The following is a 16,042-nucleotide window of genomic DNA, read 5'->3' on the forward strand; positions in this document are numbered from 1 at the left end:
CCCTCGTCGTCGACGTGGGCCATGTCACGATTCCCGACCGGCTTCTCGGGAACCATTCGCGGACAACGTGATTCACGGAAGGGTTCGCGATGCGCCTTGTGGTCCGGTCCTGCTCACTTTGCGTTCGGCCGCTGACCCCGACACAGTTGACTGTTCGACCAGACATCTGTGACACGCAACGGTGAGGAGACAGACGGCGCCTTCGTCGGACGCCGTCCATGACGTATGAGTGAACTGACCAAGAGTCCCGACGAGGCGCTGCACCCCGCGCTCGAGCCGCCACCCGTCAACCACGACGACGCGCCGCCGTCGCGCGTCGACAAGGTCGTCTTCGGCGTCGCCGCCGGCGTCGCGATCGCCTTCGTCCTCTGGGGAGCGCTCGGCACCGACAGCCTCAGCACGAGTGCCGGCAACGGCCTCGACCTCGTCGTGCACAACACGGGCTGGCTCTTCTCGCTCGTCGCCTCCGGCTTCGTCGTGTTCGTCATCTGGCTCGCAGCCAGCAAGTACGGCAACATCCCGCTCGGCGGTGACGGCGAGGCTCCCGAGTTCCGCACGTCGTCGTGGGTGGCCATGATGTTCTCCGCCGGCATGGGCATCGGCCTGATGTTCTACGGCGTGACCGAGCCGCTGACCCACCTCGTCAAGCCCCCGCCCGGCACCGGCGCGGCCGGCAACCCCGAGGCCGTGCAGACCGCCATGGCGACGACGATGTTCCACTGGTCGCTGCACCCGTGGGCCATCTACGCCGTCGTCGGCCTCGCCGTCGCCTACGGCGTGTTCCGCAAGGGCCGCTCGCTGCTCATCAGCTCGGCCTTCGCGCCGCTCTTCGGCGAGAAGCGGGCGGGCGGCCCGGCTGGCCGCGTCATCGACATCTTCGCCATCTTCGCGACGCTCTTCGGCTCCGCCACCTCGCTCGGCCTCGGCGCCCTGCAGATCGGCTCCGGTCTCGAGATCGTCGCCGGCATCGGCCCGGTCGGCAACGGCGTGCTCATCGGCATCATCGTCGTGCTGACGATCTGCTTCATCCTGTCGGCCGTCTCGGGCGTCGCCAAGGGCATCCAGTGGCTCTCGAACATCAACATGGTGCTCGCGCTCGCCCTGGCCGTCTTCGTCTTCGTCGTCGGCCCGACCGTCTTCATCCTCAACCTGCTCCCGACGACGATCGGCTCCTACTTCCAGGACCTCGCGATGATGTCGGCCCGCACCGACGCCGCGGGTGGCGACGGCATGAAGGACTGGCTCGCCGGCTGGACGATCTTCTACTGGGCCTGGTGGGTCAGCTGGACCCCGTTCGTCGGCATGTTCATCGCGCGCATCTCGCGCGGTCGCACCATCCGCCAGTTCGTCTCGGGCGTCCTGCTCGTGCCGTCGGTCGTCTCGCTCATCTGGTTCGCGATCTTCGGTGGCGCCGGCATCGACCAGCAGCAGAACGGCCAGGACATCGCGAGCCAGGCCTCGCCCGAGGGCTCGCTCTTCGCGATGCTCGGCAACCTCCCGTGGTCGACGGTGACGGCCGTCGTCGTCATGCTGCTCGTCGCGATCTTCTTCGTGTCGGGTGCCGACGCGGCCTCGATCGTCATGGGCACGCTGTCGGAGAAGGGCACCCTCGAGCCGTCGCGCAAGACGGTCGTCTTCTGGGGCGCCGCGACCGGTGCGGTGGCCGCGGTCATGCTCCTCATCGGTGGTGAGGACGCCCTGGCGGGCCTGCAGAACGTCACCATCGTGGCGGCGCTGCCCTTCCTCGTCATCATGATCGGGTTGGCGGTCGCGCTCGTGAAGGACCTCTCGCGCGACCCGCAGGTCGTCCGTCGGCAGTACGCCGTCGCCGCCGTCGAGCACGCCGTCGTCGCGGGCGTCAGCGAGCACGGCGACGACTTCGCCCTGACCTTCGAGGAGACCGCGCCCGGTGAGGGCGTCGGCGAGATGGTCCAGACCGAGCCGGCCGTCGAGTCGCCGGAGGCCGTCGAGGTCCCCGAGGGCGTGGCCCGCACGGTCGACGACGAGAGCGCCCGGCTCGAGGACTCCGTGCGGCTCTGACGCCGCCCTCGGCCACCCGCCTCACCCCGGACGCCGCATCATCCGCCAGGTCGGATGATGCGGCGTTCGATCGCTGCGGCCACCGCGCCGGCCCGGGTGTCGACGCCGAGCTTGGTGTAGATGTGCGCGAGGTGCGACTTCACGGTCGCCTCCGACACGAGCAGCTCGCGGGCGAGCTCGCGGTTGCCCAGTCCCGTGGCGAGCAGCTCGAGCACCTCGACCTCGCGCTCGGTGACGACCGGGCCGGGGGAGGCCGCCCGCCGCACGAGCCGCGCGGCGACCGACGGGGCCAGCACGGTCTCGCCGCGGGCGGTGGCCCGGATGCCGGCGAAGAGCTGCTCGGCCGGAGCGTCCTTGAGCAGGTAGCCGACGGCTCCCGCGTCGAGCGCGCGCAGGACGTCGGCCTCGGTGTCGTACGTCGTGAGGACGAGGACGTTCGGGGCATCGGGCAGGGCGCGCAGCCGGGCCGTCACCTCGACGCCGCCCGGCCCCTCGCCGAGGTTGAGGTCCATCAGCACGACGTCCGGCCGCTCGGCCGTGACGACGCGTTGGGCCGAGGCGAGGTCGTGCGCCTCGCCGACGACCTCGATGCCGCCCTGCCCGTCGACGAGGGCGCGCAGCCCCGCGCGCACGACGGGGTGGTCGTCGACGAGGACGACGCGGACGCCGCCCGCCCCGCGGTCAGCCACGGCGCGCCCCGTCCGACCCGGCCCCGACGGGGAAGCGGACCGACACCGTCGTCCCCTCGCCGGGCGCGCTCTCGACGTCCGCGGAGCCGCCGAGGTCGGCCGCCCGACGCCGGATGCCGTCGAGCCCGTGCCCGCGGTCGCCGCGCCCGGCCGCCCGTGGTGCCTGCGCGGGGTCGAAGCCGCGCCCGTCGTCGCGGACGTCGAGGAGCACCTCGTCGGGCAGGTAGGTGAGGCTGACGACGGCGCGCGTCGCCGTCGAGTGCTCGACGACGTTGGCGATGGCTCCGCGCGTCGACCGCACCAGGGCCGCGGCGATGGCCGACGGGACGGGCTCGGGGTCGCCGTGCACGCGGACCTGCACGTCGAGGCCGTGCGCACCCGTCGCGGCGACGCGCCGCAGCGACGCCGGCAGCGCCTCGCCCGTCGCGTCGTCCTCGAGGTCGGCCGGGGCGAGGTCGCGCACGACCCGGCGCACCTCGTCGAGGCCCTCGCGGGCCGCGTCGCCCGCGGACGACACGTGCCGGCGGGCGGCGTCGGGCCTGCGGTCCCAGTCCTGCTCGGCCGCGCCGAGGAGCAGCGTGATGCTCGAGAGGCCCTGCCCGACGGAGTCGTGGATCTCGCGCGAGAGGCGGGTCCTCTCGGCCAGGGCGCCCGAACGGCGTTGTGCGACAGCAAGGTCCGCCTGGGCCTCGGTCAGCTCGTCGAGGAGGGCCTGGCGCGTGCGCGCCTCGCGCTCGAGCGCGCGGTACGACAGGACCGTGACGAGCGCGATCCCGACCGGCCCGACGAGCACCGTGGGGTCGAGGTCGTCGGTGATCCGGCTCCACGCCACGCTGACGACCGCGGTCATGACGACGACGACCGTGACGGCATACGCGAAGGGCAGCACCTGGAGCACGGCGAAGGCCACGGGCACGGCGGTCCAGGCGAAGGAGGGGGCGACGAGCGTCAGCGTCACCCAGAGCACGACGACGACGGCGATCCAGACGTACGGCCAGGCGGGACGGCCCGCCACGAGGCGACGGGTGAGGTGGGCCGCGCCGAGCACGGCGGCGCCGGCGAGCACGAGCGCCGCGGTCGCGTCGACGTCGTGGCGCAGCAGGTAGCGCACCGAGCACGTCACGAGGAGCACGACGATGACGGCGTCGAGCCACCGGTCGAGTCGCGCCACGGGCGCGAGGATGCCCTCCTCCATGGCGGCAGCCTAGGCAGGGCCGGGGCGTCGCGGCATCATCCGATCGGCTATCGAGGGGTGGCCGGTCGCCCGACGCGCGCGGTGGGGCCGCTCGGGGACCGTGGAGGGACTGCACCGACCACGTCCACGCACCCCCACACCGGAGACCACCATGAAGCGCACCCTCGCCACCCTCGCCGTCGCCGTCGCACCGCTCGTGCTGCTCGCCGCGCCGGCCGACGCGCACCGCCACGACCACGGGCGCCCCGCGACCTACCTGCTGACCGGCGACGACGGCGGCTCGAAGTTCGAGGGCATCGGGGCCGACGAGCGCCGCGGCGTCTTCTACGTCAGCGAGGTCACCGGCGGCGAGATCCACCGGGGTACGGCCGACCGGGCGCAGACCACCGAGTGGCTGCCCGGCGACGGCGCCGACGGCCGCTTCACCGCGCGGGGCATCACGACGGACGCCGCCGGCCGCGTCTACGTCGCGGGCGGGCCCAACGGCATCGGCACCGGCCGCCCGGACCTCTGGGTCTACTCGGCCCGCGGCGAGCTGCTCGCCGCGTTGCGCGCGCCGGGGGAGAACGTCTTCCTCAACGACGTCGCCATCGGCCCCGACGGCGCCGCCTACTTCACGAACTCGAACGCGCCGGAGGTCTACCGCGTCGCGCTGCGCCACGGCGACTGGGGCGTCACGCGGTGGGCCGACGCGACGGCCACCATCGAGCAGCGGCCCGGCTTCAACCTCGGCGGCATCGTCGTCACCGCCGACCGCTCGGCCCTCGTCGTCGCGCAGGGCAACGCCGGCCTGCTGTGGCGCTTCGACCTGCGCACGCGCGCCGTGACGCCGGTCGCCACGGGCGGGGCGGCCCTCACCGACGCCGACGGCCTCGTGCGGCAGGGCTCGCGCCTCACCGTCGTGCGCAACTTCGCCCGGATGCTCGCCACCCTGCGGCTCACCGCCGACGGCCGCAGCGCGCGCCTCGTGTCGCAGGTCGCCACCGACCCGGGCCGAGTGCTGACCACGGCGAAGGAGCTGCGGGGGCGGGTGCTCTTCGTCGACAGCAAGTTCGACGAGGCGGTCGCGTCCGGGCCCTACGAGGTCGTCACCGACCCGCTGGCACGATGAGGGGTGTGCGTCGCCGCAGCACGTCCCGGGTCGGGGCGCCGCTCGTGGTCGGGCTGGTGGCCGGACTCGCCCTGGCCGCCTGCACCTCCGGTGGCTCGCCGACGTCCCCCGTGACGCCGGCGGGGTCGGCGGCGTCAGCGGGGTCGGCCGGGTCCACGACCTCGCCTCCCGCGCCCACCACGACGGCGGCTCGAACCAGCCCGCCGGCCACGCGCCCGCCCGCCGCCCGCCCGTCCGCCGCGCGACCGTCCGCGGCCGAGCAGGCCCGTCTCGACGCGGCGCTGCGCGACGCGGCGTGGACGGACGACCTCGCGCGCGCGACGGCCCTCGTCTCCCGGGGCGCGGACGTCGACGCCAAGGACGACACCCGGCAGTCGGCATACCTCATCGCGGCGAGCGAGGGCCGGCTCGGGCTGCTCCGCCTCGCGCTCGCGCACGGCGCCCGCGTCGACGACAAGGACAGCTGGAACGGCACCGCCCTCATCCGGGCGGCCGAGCGCGGCCACGCGGCCGTCGTCGGCGAGCTGCTGCGGGCCGGCATCGACCGCGACCACGTCAACCGCATCGGCTACCAGGCCGTGCACGAGGCCGTGTGGCTGGGGCGCGGCACACAGCGCTACGTCGACACCGTGCGGGTGCTCGTCGCCGGCGGGGTCGAGCTCGTGAGACGCTCGCGCGACGAACAGCTGACCCCGCTCGAGATGGCCCGCGAGCGCGGGTTCGACCGACTGACAGGAGTTCTCGTGACCGCCACCTCTGCCGCTCCGGTGAAGGACCCCGACGCTGCGCTGCTCGCCGCGGCCGCCCGAGGCGACGCCGACGCCGTCGCGCTCGCGCTGCGCGCCGGCGCTGCCATCGAGGCCCGCGACGCGAAGGAGCGCACGCCGCTGCTCCTCGCCGCCACCGGCGACCACGTGGACGCGGCAAGGGTGCTCGTCGCGATGGGTGCCGACCCCGACGCGCTCGACGACCGGCACGACACGCCGTGGCTCGTCACCGGGGTCACGGGCAGCGTCGCGATGCTCGAGGCGCTGCTGCCCGCCGGGCCCGACCTGACGATCCGCAACCGCTACGGCGGGGTGTCGGTCATCCCGGCGAGCGAGCGCGGCCACGTCGACTACGTGCGCCGGGTCGTCACGACCGGGATCGACGTGAACCACGTCAACGACCTCGGCTGGACCGCGCTGCTCGAGGCCGTCATCCTGGGCGACGGCGGCGAGCGCCACCAGCAGATCGTGCGGATCCTGCTCGAGGCGGGCGCCGACCGCGCGATCGCCGACAAGGACGGGGTCACCGCGCTCGAGCACGCCCGGCAGAAGGGGTATGCCGCGATCGCCCGCATCCTCGAGGCGGGCTGAGCGGCGGGAGCCCGCCTCCGTCGCCGACCGACGACCGTTGCTGCGGTCCGACGGAGGGCTCGCCCCGCTGCAGGCGTGGGTCCGCGCGGCGCGCGCGAGCAACGGTCGTCGGTCGGCGCACGGCCCCGATCGACGGGCTCGCGCGTCAGGCGAACTCGGCGAGCAGGTCGGGGTCGACCCGGGCCAGCACGGCGTAGGCCGTGGCGACCGGCACGTCGACGAGGTCGTAGTGCTGCCGACCGGCCGCCGTCGTGGCGACGAGCGTCGCGAGGCCGGCCCGTCGCTGGAAGAAGGTCTGCTCGACCGTCCAGCCGATGATGCCGTGGCGGTCGAGCACCACCCGGCGGCGGTCGAGGGAGCCCTGTCGCGTCACGAGGTGGCGCTCGGTGACGGCGTGCCCGAGGGCGCGGTCCCGGTCGAGGCCGAGCGCGACGCCGCCGACGAGCAGCAGGGGCACGGCGACGAGCAGCGAGCCGTGCCAGTCCCAGGCGATCCGGGCGACGACAAGCACCGCCGCGACGACCGCGGCGGGCACGACGGCCCGGGTGAGGCGGCGCCGGCGGGCGGCCGGGCCGTGCGTCGTCAGCGGGCCGGTGACGGCGGCCACGTCGTCGCGGATGCGGAGGGCGAGCGGCGTCACGACCTCGTCGGGGGCGGGCGGGCACAGCCAGTCGGAGCCCCCGCGCTCGCGCAGCAGTCCGGAGGTGACGACGCGCAGCCGGGCGGCACCCGCGAGCCGCAGGCCCAGCGGCTCGTCGAGCTGCAGGCCGCGCACCCGGCCGACGTCGATGCTCGTCTCCCGGTTGGTGAGCAGGCCCCGGTGGGTGTGGAGCGAGCCCTGCTCGTTGCGGACGAGCCGGAAGCCCCAGAAGGTGAGGACGTAGGCGCCGACCGCGAGGAGCGAGACGACCCCGAGCAGGAGCACGACGTCGACCCACCAGGCGAGCGACGCGACCCACGTCGCCCCTTCGCGCACGACCGAGCGCTCCTGCACGAACCGCGAGAAGCCCTGCGACACGAAGCCGACGACGGCCGCGGCGCTCGCGATGCCGGTCACCGTGAGCGGCGCGTAGCGCACCCACCGCGGGTCGAGCCGGACGAGCAGCTCGTCGCCGGAGGGCCGCTCGGGCGGAAGGGCGGGGGTCGTGACCGGGTCGTCGGCCGTCGCGGCCCTCGCCCCCTCCTCGCCGCCCGCGCGGTGGAGCAGCTCGGCCCGCAGCCGGCGTCCCGCGCCGGTGCTGAGCGAGTCGAGCACGAGCGCGTCGGCCTTGCCGCCGGCCGTGGCGATCTCGACCTTGGCGAGGCCGAGCACCCGGTGGTGCAGCTGGGCGGTGAGGTCGACGGTGCGCACCCGGTCGAGTCGCGCTGTCGTCGTCTGCCGGGTGAAGAGACCACGCCGCAGCTCGATCTGCCCGTCGGCGACGCGGTAGCGGGTCGTCACCCATTGCAGCACCCCGTAGGCGACGAGCACCGGCACGGCGTAGAGCTCCCAGCGGTCGTTGTCGTCGCCGCCCGAGCGGAAGAAGACGACGGCGAGCAGGGCCGGCAGGAAGCGGACGAGGGTCTCGAGGGGGTGCACGAGCAGCATCCGGGCGTCGAGGCGCCGCCAGCCGTCGGTCACGTCGCGTCGTCCGTGCGCTCGAGGGCGGCGGCCGTCAGGGCGTCGACGAGCTCACGCGCCACCGGCAGGTCGAGGGCGTGGATCGAGACGGGCCCGGCCGCCGAGGCGGTCGTGATCGTCACGGCCGCGAGGCCGAGCAGCTGCGCCACGGGGCCGCGGTCGAGGTCGACGGTCTGCACCCGGCTGAGGGGCGCGATCCGGCGCTCCTGCCAGAGCCAGCCGCTCTGCGTGTAGACGGCCCGCGGCGTCGCCTCCCAGCGGTGCACCCGGTAGCGCCACCGCGGCATGACGGCGGTGTAGGTGCCGCCGACGACGAACCACACCGCGCCGACGACCCAGTGCGGGGTGCGGGACGGCGCGTCGTCGACGAACCACCAGACGACCTGCCCGGCGAGCAGCAGCACGAGCAGGGCGGCCGCGTTGACCGTCCACATGAGCACGGCCCGGTCGGACACGCGGTGCGCGGGCTCGCGCAGGACGGGTTCGGCCAGGGCGGGTCGGTCGGGCTGGGAGCGGTCGGGCTCGGGGCGGTCGGGCTCGGGGCGGTCGGGCTCGGGGACGGCGGGGTGCACCCGACCATCCTGCCGTCTTCAGGCGGCGAGCGTCCGGTCCGCCTCCGCGGGGGCGCGGTCGGCGACGAGTCGGGCGTAGCGGCCATCGCGGCGCACGAGGTCGTCGTGGCGGCCGATCTCGACGACGCGGCCGTGGTCGAGCACGGCGATCTGCTCCGCGTCACGGACCGTGGAGAGCCGGTGCGCGACGGTCAGCGTCGTGCGCCCGGCCATGAGCCGGTCGAGGGCCTGTTGCAGCTCGCGCTCGGTCTCGGTGTCGAGGGCGCTCGTGGCCTCGTCGAGCACGAGCACGCGCGGGTTGCGCAGCAGGGTCCGCGCGATGGCGAGCCGTTGCTTCTCGCCGCCGGAGAACCGGTGGCCGCGGGCGCCGACGACCGTGTCGAGCCCGTCGGGCAGGCCGTCGACGAGCGCCGCTACCTGGGCCGCCTCGAGGGCCTGCCACAGCTCGCGCTCGCTCGCCCCGGGTGCGGCGAGGAGCAGGTTGTCGCGGATCGAGGCGTGCACGAGGTAGGTGTCCTGCGAGACGACCCCGACGATGCGGGCGAGGTCGGTGGGGTCGAGGTCGCGCAGGTCGATGCCGTCGACCGTGACGCGCCCCGACTGCGGGTCGTGCAGCCGGGCGAGCAGGCCGGCGAGGGTCGACTTGCCCGAGCCGGTCTCGCCGACGAGGGCCAGCGTCGTGCCCGCGGGGACGTGGAGCGTCACGCCGTCGACGGCATACGTCGGCTTCTCGGCGTCGACGTCGTGGCTCATCCGCACGCCCTCGAAACGCACCTCGCCGCGGACGCGGTCGTGCTGCACGGCAACGGGGGCCGTCGGTGGCGCGACGTCGATGGGCAGGTCGAGGTAGCCGAAGATGCGGCTGAAGAGCGCCATCGAGGTGACCCACTGCGCGCCGACGTCGAGCAGCCCCATGAGCGGGCGGAAGATGCCGGCCTGCAGCGTGGTGAAGGCGATGAGCGTGCCGATCGTCATGCCGCCCGAGGTCGCCGGGAAGCCGGCGGCGAGGTAGACGAGCGCGGGGATCGCCGCGAAGACGATCTGCATCGTCGCCATGCGCCAGCGCCCGGCCAGCTGTGAGCGCAGCTCGAGGTCGATGAGGTCGGTCGAGGTGGCGGCGAAACGCTCGGCGGTCGCGTCGGCGGCCCCGATCGTCTTGACGAGGGTGGCGCCGCTCACGGTGAGCCCCTCCTCCACCTGGCTGTGCAGCTCGGCGAGCCGGCGCTGCCGCGTCGCCGTGATGTCGCGCCGCAGCAGGGCGACCCGGCGGGTCAGCAGCACGGCCGGCGGCACGACGAGCAGCGAGAGGAGCGACAGGCGGGGGCTCAGGGCGACCATGGCGAGGGCCGTGGCGGCCGCCGTCGTGACGTTGCTCGCGACGCCGGTGGCGGTCGAGGTGATGACCGACTGCATGCCGGTGATGTCGTGGGTGAGCCGGGACTGCACCTCGCCGCTGCGGGTGCGCGTGAAGAACGCGACCGACTGGCGCTGCAGGTGCCGGAAGACGTCGGTGCGCAGGCCGTGCATGACCTGCTGGCCGACGCTCGTCGTCAGCCACGTCTGCACGACGCCGAGCAGCTGGGTGACGACGGTGACGGCGAGCATGCCGCCGACGGCCCAGAGCAGCAGCCGCACGTCGCGGGCCGGGAGCGCGTCGTCGATGACGGTGCGCAGGAGGAAGGGCTGGGCCATCGAGATGACCGACACGGCCACGATGAGGACGGTGACGACGACGACGGTGCGAGCGTGGGGGCGGAAGAGGCAGGCCACGCGTCGCATCGACACGGGCGACTCGGCGAGCCGGCGGCGGTCCCGGGGGTCGATCGTCTCGGGCGGGCGGCCGCCGCGGCCGCCGCGAGGGGTGCTGGGGGGAACGGTCATGTGGTCACTCCATCTGTCGGTGTCTTCCCATAATGCAGAGGTTACCTCACTATGAGGCAGACTTGCAACGACGTCGTATGCTGCTGCCATGCGCCACGACGACGAGCCCCCGGGCGACGACCCCTCGCTCGACGAGCTGCTCATGGGGTCGGCGCGCGCCCTGCGCCGGCAGTGGGCGAGCGGGCTCGGCCCGGACCTGTCGCCGCACGACGCCCGCGCCCTGCGGGTCGTCGGCCGCCACGGGCCCACCCGGCTCGGGGTCGTCGCCGAGCACCTGCGCATCGCGCCGCGCTCGGCCACCGACGTCGTCGACCGCCTCGAGCTGCGTGGACTCGTCACGCGGGCGCCCGACCCCGACGACCGCCGCGCCATGACGGTCGTCCTGACCGACGAGGGGCGGGCGGTGCTCGCAGAGGTGGACGAGGCGCGTCGTCAGGCCGGCGCGGCCTTCTTCGGCGTGCTCGGCGAGCGTGACCGCGCCACCCTGGCGCGGCTGCTCGCCCGCCTCGACGCCGGGGGCCGGTGAGGTGCCGCTCCAGTCGGTCGAGGCCCTCGTCGACCCCGTCACCGACGCGGCCGTGCGCCGTGAGTGGCAGCTGCTCGCCGAGGCGGGACTGCCGAGCCAGGCCTCGCACCAGGGCGACACGAACGTCCCCCACGTCACCCTGTCGGCCGCCGTCGCGGTGCCGGCGCCGGTCGACGACGAGCTGGGACCGGCGCTCGCCCGGGCGCTCGGCGACAGTCCGGTGACCGCCCGCCTCGGCCCCCTCGTCGTGCTCGGGGGAGCGCGCCTCGTGCTGGCCCGCCTCCTCGTTCCGTCGGCCGGGCTGCTGCACCTGCACGCCGCGGTCGCCGATGCGATGGCGGGCGCGACCGAGGTGACGGCCCAGGTCGCGGTCGGGCGCTGGGTGCCCCACCTCACCCTCGCGCGCGGCCTCGGCGCGGGGCAGGTCGAGCGGGCGGTCGCCCTGCTGCGGGAGGCCGCACACGCCGACGGCGCACACGACGGGCGCGACGCCCGCGACGCCCGCGATGCCCGCGAGGGTGCCGTCGTCGAGGTGCGGCGGTGGGACCCGGGCGCTCGGCGGGTGTGGCCCGTCTGGGCCGCGGACGGCATACCTACGATGGGGTCATGAGCCTCGAACTCGGCCTCGACACCTTCGGCGACATCGCCGAGGGTCCCGACGGCGCCCCGCTCCACCCGGCCACGGTCGTGCGGGAGGTGCTCGCCGAGGGCGAGCTGGCCGACCGGCTCGGCCTCGACTTCTTCGGCGTGGGCGAGCACCACCGCGACGACTACGCGGTGAGCGCGCCCGACGTGGTGCTCGCGGCGCTCGCGAGCCGCACCGAGCGCATCCGGCTCGGCACGTCGGTGACGGTGCTCTCGAGCGACGACCCGGTCCGCGTCTTCGAGCGCTTCTCCACGGTCGACGCGGTGAGCAACGGTCGCGCCGAGATCACCGTCGGCAGAGGCTCGTTCATCGAGTCCTTCCCGCTCTTCGGCCTCGACCTCGCCGACTACGAGACGCTCTTCGAGGAGAAGCTCGACCTCCTCGCCGCGATCGTCTCCGAGCAGCCGGTGCAGTGGGAGGGCTCGATCCGGCCACCCCTCCGCGTCGACCGCATCATGCCCGCCACGGAGTCGGGCCGGCTGCCGGTGTGGGTCGGCGTCGGCGGCACGCCGCAGTCGGTGGTCCGCGCCGCGCACTACGGCTTCCCGGTGGTCATCGCGATCATCGGCGGGTCCGCGCGCCAGTTCGCGCCGCTCGCCGACCTCTACCGGCGCGCGCTGACCGAGATGGGCAAGGCCGAGCTGCCGGTCGGGGTGCACTCGCCGGGCTACGTGGCCGCCACCGACGAGCAGGCGCGCGACGACTTCATGCCGCACTTCCTGCCCTACATGAACAAGCTCGGCCGCGAGCGCCGCTGGGCGCCCATGGGCCAGGAGCAGGCGCTCGCGCAGCTCGGCCCCGGGGGCGCCGTCTACTGCGGCTCGCCCGACACGGTGGCCGCCAAGATCGTCGACACCGTCCAGGTGCTCGGCCTCTCGCGCTTCCAGCTGAAGTACTCCTTCGGCACCCTCCCGCACGACCAGCGCATGGAGTGCATCCGCCTCTACGCCGAGGAGGTCGTACCGCGCGTGCGCGCGCAGCTCGGCGAAGGCTGACGTGCGGATCCTGTTGCTGGGCATGGGTTCTCGCGGTGACGTGCAGCCGCTCGTGGCCCTCGGTCAGCGCCTCCGGCGAAGGGGGTATGCCGTGTCGCTCGCTGCCCCTGCCGACCTCGGTCACGTCGTCGTGGGCGGCGGCGTCGACTTCGAGCCGCTGTCGTTCGACCTCGAGAGGCCGCTGCGCGAGGGGCTCGGGCGCGAGTCGCTGCGCGGCTCGGCGAGGACGCAGGTGCGTGAGGCGCGGCTCATGCGCGAGGTCATGGCCGGCACGGCCGAGCAGCTCGCCGGCGACGTGACCCGCCTCGTCGACACGGCGGACGCCGTCGTGTCGGGCGCCCTGACCTTCGACCTCGTCGACGCCCTGCTCGACCCGGGTCGCCGCGGAGGGACGCCGACGAAGCCGCACCTCTACGCGGTCTTCGCGCCCGTGTGGCCGAGCGCCCACGGGCCATCGGTCGCCCTCGCCCTCCGTCCGCGCACCGACACGTGGGCGAACCGCGCGTGGAGCACCCTCGCGGGACGCGTCGCCCTCGACCTCTTCCGGCCTGCCGGCGACCTCGTGCGCACCCGACGGGGTCTGCCCCGACAGCGGTTCCGCCACTACACGTCGGCGGCCGAGCGGACGCCGACCCTGCTCGCGGCGAGCCCGCACGTCGTCCCGCCGGCGGACGACTGGCCCGCGGCCCTGCGCCAGACGGGCTACTGGGTGCGCGACGACGACACGGCAGGGACGGTGCCCCCCGACCTCGAGGCGTTCCTCGACCGCGGTGACCCACCCGTCTACGTCGGCTTCGGCTCCATGCCGACGCCCGACCCGGACGGGGTGTCGCGGATCGTCGCCGACGTGCTCGGACGCCGCGGCGCCCGCGGCGCCCGCGGCGTCGTGTCGGCGGGGCTCGCCGGCCTCACGGTCCCCGCCCGCGCGGACCTGCTGGCGGTGGGCCCGGTGCCGCACGGCGTCCTCTTCCCGCGGTGCTCCGTCGTCGTGCACCACGGGGGAGCGGGCACGACGGCCGCCGCCGTGCGCGCCGGGGTGCCGCAGGTCGTCGTGCCGCACGCCGCCGACCAGCCCTACTGGGGCCGGCGGATGGCCGACCTCGGGGTGGCGGCCGCGCCGATCGCCCGCAAGGACCTCACGGCGGCGCGACTCGAGCGCGCGCTCGAGGTGGCGTTGTCCCCGGGAGCCCGCGCGGCGGCATACGCCCTCGGTGAGCGCGTGCGCGCCGAGGACGGCGCCGGCGACGCCGCCCGTCTCGTCGACGAGTACCTGCGCGGGCCCTCAGGACACACCAGGTCGGGCTGACCCGGCCGGCCCAGCGGCGACCAGCCGGCCGGTCGGGACCTCGTGTGTCGCGCGGGACCACGCCTGCGTCAGATGGTGACCGCGAGCTCGGTGGCCTGGCGGATGGCGCGCTTGGCGTCGAGCTCGGCCGCGACGTCCGCGCCGCCGACGACGTGCACCTTCACGCCGGCCTCCGCGAGCGCGGGACCGAGCGTGTTGACCGACTCCTGCCCGGTGCAGACCACGATCGTGTCGACGGCCAGCACGCGGGGGTCGGTGCGGTCCTCGCCGTGCGTGATGTGGAGGCCCTCGTCGTCGATGCGCTCGTAGTTGACCCCGACGTGGTGGTGGACCCCCTTGGCCTTCAACGCTGCCCGGTGCACCCAACCGGTCGTCTTGCCGAGCCCGCGCCCGATCGGGGTCGCCTTGCGCTGGAGCAGGTGCACCTCGCGCGGTGACGGCTCGGGCGTCGCCTCGACGAGGCCGCCACGCGACGCGTCCGGCTCGCCGACGCCCCACTCGGCCATCCACTGCTCCACCGTCAGGGGCGACTCGACGTGGGTGAGGAACTCGCTGACGTCGACGCCGATGCCGCCGGCGCCCATGACGGCCACGCGCCGACCCAGCGGCACCTCGCCGCGGACGGCGGCGGCATACGTGACGACCGTCGGGTGGTCGATGCCGGGGACGTCGGGCACGCGCGGCTCGACGCCCGTCGCGACGACGACCTCGTCGAAGCCGGTGAGGTCGCCGACCTCCGCGCGGCGGCCGAGGTGCACCGTGACGCCCGCGAGCTCGAGCCGCCGGCGGTGGTAGCGGATCGTCTCGGCGAACTCCTCCTTGCCCGGGATCCGCAGGGCGATGGCGAACTGGCCGCCGAGCTCGCTGCGGGCTTCGAAGAGCTCGACCCGGTGCCCGCGCTCGCTGAGGGCGACGGCGGCGGCGAGCCCGGCGGGGCCGGCGCCGACGACGGCCACGTGCTTGGAACGGCGGCTGGGCGCCAGCACGAGGGTGGTCTCGCGGACGGCGCGTGGGTTGACGAGGCAGGTGGCCGTCTTCTTCGCGAAGGTGTGGTCGAGGCAGGCCTGGTTGCACGCGATGCACGTGTTGATCTCGTCGGCGCGGCCGCTCGCGGCCTTGGCCACCCACTCGGGGTCGGCGAGGAAGGGCCGCGCCATCGACACGAGGTCGGCGCTGCCGTCGGCGACGACCTGCTCGGCGAGGTCGGGCATGGAGATGCGGTTCGAGGTGACGACGGGGATGCTGACCTCGGGGCGCAGCCGCGCCGTGACGCGGGTGAAGGCGCCGCGCGGCACGGACGTGACGATCGTCGGGACCCGGGCCTCGTGCCAGCCGATGCCCGTGCTGAGGATCGTCGCGCCGGCGGCCTCGACCTCACGCGCCAGGGCGACGACCTCGTCCCAGCTCTGGCCGTCGGGCACGAGGTCGAGCACCGAGAGGCGGTAGACGACGACGAAGTCCGGCCCGGCCGCCTCGCGCACCGCGCGGACGACCTCGACGGGCAGGCGGCGCCGGTTCACCGGGGAGCCGCCCCAGGCATCCGTGCGGTGGTTGGTGCGCGGCGCGAGGAACTGGTTGAGCAGGTAGCCCTCCGAGCCCATGATCTCGACGCCGTCGTAGCCGGCCTCGCGCGCGAGGCGGGCGCAGCGGGCGTACGCCGCGATGGTGCTCTCGATGCCGCGCGCGGTCAGGGCCCGCGGGGTGAAGCGCGCGATCGGCGCCTTGAGCGCGGAGGCCGAGACGGCGAGCGGGTGGTAGGCGTAGCGACCCGCGTGCAGGATCTGGAGGGCGATCTTGCCGCCCTCGCGGTGCACGGCGTTCGTGACGACCCGGTGGCGGCGCGCCTGGCGCTCGGTGACGAGGACCGAGCCCCCGGGGTAGAGCGAGCCGGCCACGTTGGGCGCGAAGCCGCCCGTGACGATGAGGCCGACGCCACCGCGGGCACGCTCGGCGTAGTAGGTCGCGAGCCGGTCGAGGTCGCGGGCCCGGTCCTCGAGGCCGGTGTGCATCGAGCCCATGACGACGCGGTTGCGCAGCGTCGTGAAGCCGAGGTCGAGGGGATCGAGCAGGTGGGGGTATGCCGTCGTCACCCGCCGAGGGTA

At 74.7% G+C, this 16,042-nt stretch carries 13 protein-coding genes; 7 read left to right on the plus strand and 6 right to left on the minus strand.

Translation table 11 applies throughout. The features are described 5' to 3' along the window. Nucleotides 1-225: 225 nt before the first annotated feature. Complete coding sequence (locus ABD979_RS03285; protein WP_345506010.1) at nt 226-2,040, plus strand: BCCT family transporter; 1,815 nt, start codon at nt 226-228, stop codon at nt 2,038-2,040. A 38-nt stretch (nt 2,041-2,078) separates the two neighbouring features. On the opposite strand, the gene ABD979_RS03290 is transcribed toward ABD979_RS03285, so the two are convergent. Further along, nucleotides 2,079-2,729 (minus strand): response regulator, encoded by a 651-nt coding sequence (locus tag ABD979_RS03290; protein ID WP_345506011.1) that lies wholly within the window; start codon nt 2,727-2,729, stop codon nt 2,079-2,081. Continuing rightward, nucleotides 2,722-3,924, minus strand: a complete 1,203-nt coding sequence (locus ABD979_RS03295) for a sensor histidine kinase (RefSeq protein ID WP_345506012.1) — start codon at nt 3,922-3,924, stop codon at nt 2,722-2,724. Before ABD979_RS03295 ends, ABD979_RS03290 begins: the two co-directional genes overlap by 8 nt. Nucleotides 3,925-4,075: 151 nt before the next feature. Between ABD979_RS03295 and ABD979_RS03300 the strand changes: the two genes are divergently transcribed. Together ABD979_RS03300 and ABD979_RS03305 are read left to right on the plus strand one after the other, a co-directional pair. Further along, a complete protein-coding gene (locus ABD979_RS03300; protein ID WP_345506013.1) occupies nt 4,076-5,035 on the plus strand; it encodes an SMP-30/gluconolactonase/LRE family protein in 960 nt (319 codons plus the stop codon). A 5-nt stretch (nt 5,036-5,040) separates the two neighbouring features. Further along, on the plus strand, nt 5,041-6,393 hold the full coding sequence (locus tag ABD979_RS03305) for an ankyrin repeat domain-containing protein (RefSeq protein ID WP_345506014.1): 1,353 nt from the start codon (nt 5,041-5,043) through the stop codon (nt 6,391-6,393). A gap of 145 nt (nt 6,394-6,538) precedes the next feature. Here ABD979_RS03305 and ABD979_RS03310 read toward each other — a convergent pair whose 3' ends face one another. From ABD979_RS03310 to ABD979_RS03320, 3 genes are read right to left on the minus strand one after another with little or no spacing between them, the layout of a single operon-like run. Next, complete coding sequence (locus ABD979_RS03310) at nt 6,539-8,014, minus strand: PH domain-containing protein (protein WP_345506015.1); 1,476 nt, start codon at nt 8,012-8,014, stop codon at nt 6,539-6,541. Continuing rightward, entirely contained in the window at nt 8,011-8,586 is a 576-nt protein-coding gene (locus ABD979_RS03315) for a PH domain-containing protein (protein WP_345506016.1), read from the minus strand. The genes ABD979_RS03310 and ABD979_RS03315 overlap by 4 nt, the downstream gene beginning before the upstream one ends. 18 nt (nt 8,587-8,604) lie before the next feature. After that, complete coding sequence (locus ABD979_RS03320; RefSeq protein ID WP_345506017.1) at nt 8,605-10,467, minus strand: ABC transporter ATP-binding protein; 1,863 nt, start codon at nt 10,465-10,467, stop codon at nt 8,605-8,607. Nucleotides 10,468-10,555: 88 nt separating this feature from the next. Between ABD979_RS03320 and ABD979_RS03325 the strand changes: the two genes are divergently transcribed. From ABD979_RS03325 to ABD979_RS03340, 4 genes are read left to right on the plus strand one after another with little or no spacing between them, the layout of a single operon-like run. Then, nucleotides 10,556-10,993 (plus strand): MarR family winged helix-turn-helix transcriptional regulator, encoded by a 438-nt coding sequence (locus ABD979_RS03325; protein ID WP_345506018.1) that lies wholly within the window; start codon nt 10,556-10,558, stop codon nt 10,991-10,993. Then, nucleotides 10,938-11,603: a 2'-5' RNA ligase family protein gene (locus tag ABD979_RS03330; protein ID WP_345506019.1), complete on the plus strand. Its 666-nt coding sequence runs from the start codon at nt 10,938-10,940 to the stop codon at nt 11,601-11,603. Before ABD979_RS03325 ends, ABD979_RS03330 begins: the two co-directional genes overlap by 56 nt. Next, nucleotides 11,600-12,634, plus strand: a complete 1,035-nt coding sequence (locus ABD979_RS03335; RefSeq protein WP_345506020.1) for an LLM class flavin-dependent oxidoreductase — start codon at nt 11,600-11,602, stop codon at nt 12,632-12,634. Before ABD979_RS03330 ends, ABD979_RS03335 begins: the two co-directional genes overlap by 4 nt. A gap of 1 nt (nt 12,635) precedes the next feature. Beyond that, on the plus strand, nt 12,636-13,940 hold the full coding sequence (locus tag ABD979_RS03340; RefSeq protein ID WP_345506021.1) for a glycosyltransferase: 1,305 nt from the start codon (nt 12,636-12,638) through the stop codon (nt 13,938-13,940). Between the two features lie 68 nt (nt 13,941-14,008). Here the strand turns inward: ABD979_RS03340 and ABD979_RS03345 are convergent, their stop codons facing one another. Next, the gene (locus tag ABD979_RS03345) at nt 14,009-16,030 is read right to left on the minus strand and encodes an oxidoreductase (RefSeq protein WP_345506022.1); all 2,022 of its coding nucleotides are present in this window, start codon (nt 16,028-16,030) and stop codon (nt 14,009-14,011) included. Between the last annotated feature and the right edge of the window lie 12 nt (nt 16,031-16,042).

It is taken from the genome of Terrabacter aeriphilus (genome assembly GCF_039542985.1).
GTDB lineage: Bacteria > Actinomycetota > Actinomycetes > Actinomycetales > Dermatophilaceae > Terrabacter > Terrabacter aeriphilus.

What these genes read in the sequence shown, in the direction of transcription:
- ABD979_RS03295 (WP_345506012.1), bottom strand. Translation starts at nt 3,924, where the DNA reads ATGGAGGAGGGCATCCTCGCGCCCGTGGCGCGACTCGACCGGTGGCTC.
- ABD979_RS03300 (WP_345506013.1), top strand. Translation starts at nt 4,076, where the DNA reads ATGAAGCGCACCCTCGCCACCCTCGCCGTCGCCGTCGCACCGCTCGTG.
- ABD979_RS03335 (WP_345506020.1), top strand. Translation starts at nt 11,600, where the DNA reads ATGAGCCTCGAACTCGGCCTCGACACCTTCGGCGACATCGCCGAGGGT.
- ABD979_RS03285 (WP_345506010.1), top strand. Translation starts at nt 226, where the DNA reads ATGAGTGAACTGACCAAGAGTCCCGACGAGGCGCTGCACCCCGCGCTC.
- ABD979_RS03325 (WP_345506018.1), top strand. Translation starts at nt 10,556, where the DNA reads ATGCGCCACGACGACGAGCCCCCGGGCGACGACCCCTCGCTCGACGAG.
- ABD979_RS03320 (WP_345506017.1), bottom strand. Translation starts at nt 10,467, where the DNA reads ATGACCGTTCCCCCCAGCACCCCTCGCGGCGGCCGCGGCGGCCGCCCG.